Origin of the sequence: Nonomuraea basaltis, assembly GCF_005893125.1 — a bacterium.
In the GTDB taxonomy this organism is placed as follows: domain Bacteria; phylum Actinomycetota; class Actinomycetes; order Streptosporangiales; family Streptosporangiaceae; genus Nonomuraea; species Nonomuraea basaltis.
In genome coordinates this window covers 1-3,214 of the sequence record NZ_VCJS01000468.1, presented here as the reverse complement: position 1 = coordinate 3,214, position 3,214 = coordinate 1, and the positions used below count along the sequence as shown (strand labels likewise).

The following is a 3,214-nucleotide window of genomic DNA, read 5'->3' as shown; positions in this document are numbered from 1 at the left end:
CCGTTCCCCACCCCGACCCCGGCCCAGCTGCGGGAAGCGTTCCGCTGGGCCGAGCATCGCACCGTGACGAAGACCGCCACGGTCTCCCTCCAGGGCAACAGCTACAACGTCGACCCGGCCCTGGTCGGGCGGAAGGTCGAGCTGGTCTTCGACCCCTTCGACCTGACCGACATCGATGTCCGCTTCAACGGCAAGCCCTTCGGGCTCGCGATCCCGCACCAGATCACCCGGCACGCGCACCCGAAGGCCAAGCCCGAGACCCCGGTCGCGGAGCCGGCGCCGGCGACCGGCATCAACTACCTCCGCCTGATCGACACCGAACGCACCAAGCAGCTCGGCCAGCGGATCAACTACGAGGTCCTGCTGCCCGGCCAGGCCCGGCCCGTCGAAGCAGTCGACCTGGGCGAGGAAGCGTGAGCGCGGACGAGCCGGTCATGATCCAGGACCGGCTCTGGCAGTTGGAGAACACCGAACGTCAGGCACGCGAACTCGCCCGCCGGGCCTTTGCCCTGGCCCTGCGTCTGACCGGCGGCTTCCCGGCCCGGGAACTGCCGCCCTCGGCCGACGGCGCGGTCCGCCTGGCCGTGGTCTTCCACTACCGGGCCGAGCAGGCCGCGGCCGAACTGGAGGACTGCATCAGCTACTTGGAGAGGATGGACACGCGTTGATAGACAAACTGCAGGCCCACTGGGGTTTCACCCGCATGCCGTTCGGCAGGAGTCTGGCCCCCTCGATGCTGCACCGGCACTCCTCCCACGCGCAGGCCGCGGCCCGCATTACCTGGTGCATCGGCGAACGGGCGCTGGGCGTGATCACCGGCGAGGTCGGGGCCGGGAAGACCGTCGCCGTCCGCGCGTCGCTGGCCCAACTCGACCACCCCCGCCACAGCGTCATCTACCTCGCCAACCCCGCGGTCGGGGTCGCCGGGATCCACCACGCGATCGTCACCGCGCTCGGCGGCGTCCCCCGCCCCCACAAGTCGACGCTGATCCCGCAGGCCAGCGACCTGCTGGCCACCGAACACGCCGAACGCGGACGGGTCCCGATCCTGATCATCGACGAGGCTCACCTGCTCGACCACGAGCAACTGGAGGCGATCAGGATGCTGACCAACCACGACATGGACTCCACCAGCCCGCTGGCCTGCCTGCTGATCGGCCAGCCGACGCTGCGGCGCAAGATCAAGCTGGGCATGCTCGCCGCCCTCGACCAGCGGATCGCGATCCGCTACAACATGCCGCCGATGAGCGGGGAAGAGACCGCCTCCTACCTGGTCCACCACCTCGCGCTCGCCGGCCGCAGCGACACCCTGTTCGCCGACGACGCGATCACCCTCATCCACGACACCTCACGCGGCTATCCCCGCGCGGTCAACAACCTCGCGGTCCAGTCCCTGCTGTCCGCCTACGCCGAGGGCAAGCCCATCGTTGACGAGACCAGCGCACGGACCGCAGTCGCTGAGGTCACCGCCGAGTGACCACCGCGCCGACGATCGGCGCGTTGCACATCCCAGTGACACCATGAAGATCAACGAAGCCCGCTGGACACCACCAGCGGGCCTTCTTCATCCCCGAACATGCTCATCCTGAGTGGCAAGCGCATCACGATTTTCAACGGCACTCAACACGCAACCCCGACATCCCGACCCGCCACTTCCACGCCGGTCACGCTCCGCACACACCTGAGAAGCCCTGATCATGCCAAGGAAGTCCTGAGCACAGACTGTCAAGGAAGTCCTGAGCCCTCACACATCACCAGGCCGCCGCCGACGCGGCAGGACAAGGGGAGACGGTACCGGTCCCGGTCCTCCTGCCGATCTCCGGCTGGAACCCGCAGACGCACCCACGCCTGCAGGACTGGCTGGCTGACCGCCTCGCCCAGGACTACCCGGCGCTGAAGGCCCCCGAACTCGGCCTCGGCGCCGCCGCCGCGCTCGTCCCCGGCGGGCACGTGCTACCCGTGCTGGACGGCCTAGACGAGATCGGCGAACAGGCCCGCACCGAGACCATCACCGCGCTGAACGCCTCGTTGACGGCCGGTGACCAGGTCATCCTGACCAGCCGCACCGCCGAGTTCACTACGGCCGTAGCCACCGCAGGCCGGCCACTAACCGGTGCCGCAGTCATCATCCCTACCCAGCTCACCCCTAAGGGCGCCGCTGACTACCTGCGTGTCTGCCTGGCCGCCGCCCCATCTGATGCTTGGCAAAAGGTGCTGGCCGCCCTGGAGAACCACTCGGTCCCCGGACTGGCCGAGTTGACCAGTACTCCGCTGGGCTTATGGCTGATCCGCACCGTCTACGCTGACTCCGGTACCAATCCCACCCCGCTGACCGGGCCGCTCGGCGAGGATATTTCGGCGCTGCGCGCCCATCTGCTCGACCAGGTGATTCCCGCCCTCATCAAAACCCGCCCGCCCAGCACGCAACCCGATGATCACTACCGACCCCGACATCGGCTCGACGCGAACGCCACCCGTCGCTACCTCACCTACCTCGCCCGCGCTTTCCCACCAGCCATCACGCGGGACATCCCCTGGTGGCGCGTCGCCGCCACACTCCCCCACAGCCGACGCACCATTAGGCTCGCGGCCGGGCTCGCGACTGGGCTCGGGCGCGACCGAGCAGGCCGACGACGATCTACGCGAGATCAAGCTCGTGGACTTGCCACGGTTCTCACCGCCCGGCTGACCGCCATGGCCCGCTACCTCGAAGGCCCTGGTGGTATCCGCGTGCAGCCGGTGGACGTCCGGCCCGGCAACGCGCACTGAATCTTCGTCAGCATGGTTAACCCAGATGTCCAGCCGGGCGAGGTCTGGTATCTCGTCACCCGAGGCGGTGCAGCGGTCGGGCGGCTGCCCGGCTATTACCAGTTGCACGAGCTGACGGAGCTGCTGGAGCCGCTCGGCCTCAGCCTCGCGGATTTTCGCGAGGTGGGTGACGACACGGAGGCTGGCGCCGGATGAACTCCTGCCGCCGGATGACGGTCGGGGACCAAGCGGATCCACGGGAGCATGAGATGATCAGGCCGCCGTGAACTTCTGCGGTAGGCCAGGAGGAGCAGTAATTCCCGGGTGTACAGCAGATGGTGAGCTTCCCCCTGTTCTCCGGACACTTGACCTGAGGTCACCCTTGATCATCAGGAAGGATGTCCTTCATGCCCGCACCACACCCGCCAGAGTTCCGGCGTCGCGCGGTCGAGCTCGCGCGCCAAGG

5 protein-coding genes are annotated in these 3,214 nt (G+C 68.1%); all 5 read left to right on the top strand.

Translation table 11 applies throughout. From position 1 onward, the window contains the following. A partial coding sequence (locus tag EJK15_RS68415) for a Mu transposase C-terminal domain-containing protein (RefSeq protein WP_206062324.1) occupies positions 1-417 on the top strand: 417 nt, incomplete at its 5' end. Next, a complete protein-coding gene (locus EJK15_RS68410; protein WP_138720790.1) occupies positions 414-668 on the top strand; it encodes a hypothetical protein in 255 nt (84 codons plus the stop codon). The genes EJK15_RS68415 and EJK15_RS68410, both read left to right, overlap by 4 nt. Beyond that, the gene (locus EJK15_RS68405) at positions 665-1,477 is read left to right on the top strand and encodes an ExeA family protein (protein ID WP_138720789.1); all 813 of its coding nucleotides are present in this window, start codon (positions 665-667) and stop codon (positions 1,475-1,477) included. The genes EJK15_RS68410 and EJK15_RS68405 overlap by 4 nt, the downstream gene beginning before the upstream one ends. Positions 1,478-1,959: 482 nt before the next feature. Continuing rightward, positions 1,960-2,769 carry a hypothetical protein gene (locus tag EJK15_RS68400; RefSeq protein ID WP_138720788.1) on the top strand — a complete coding sequence of 270 codons (810 nt, stop codon included), beginning with the start codon at positions 1,960-1,962 and terminating at the stop codon, positions 2,767-2,769. A 12-nt stretch (positions 2,770-2,781) separates the two neighbouring features. Then, positions 2,782-2,964: a hypothetical protein gene (locus tag EJK15_RS68395; RefSeq protein WP_138720787.1), complete on the top strand. Its 183-nt coding sequence runs from the start codon at positions 2,782-2,784 to the stop codon at positions 2,962-2,964. Positions 2,965-3,214: the final 250 nt, after the last annotated feature.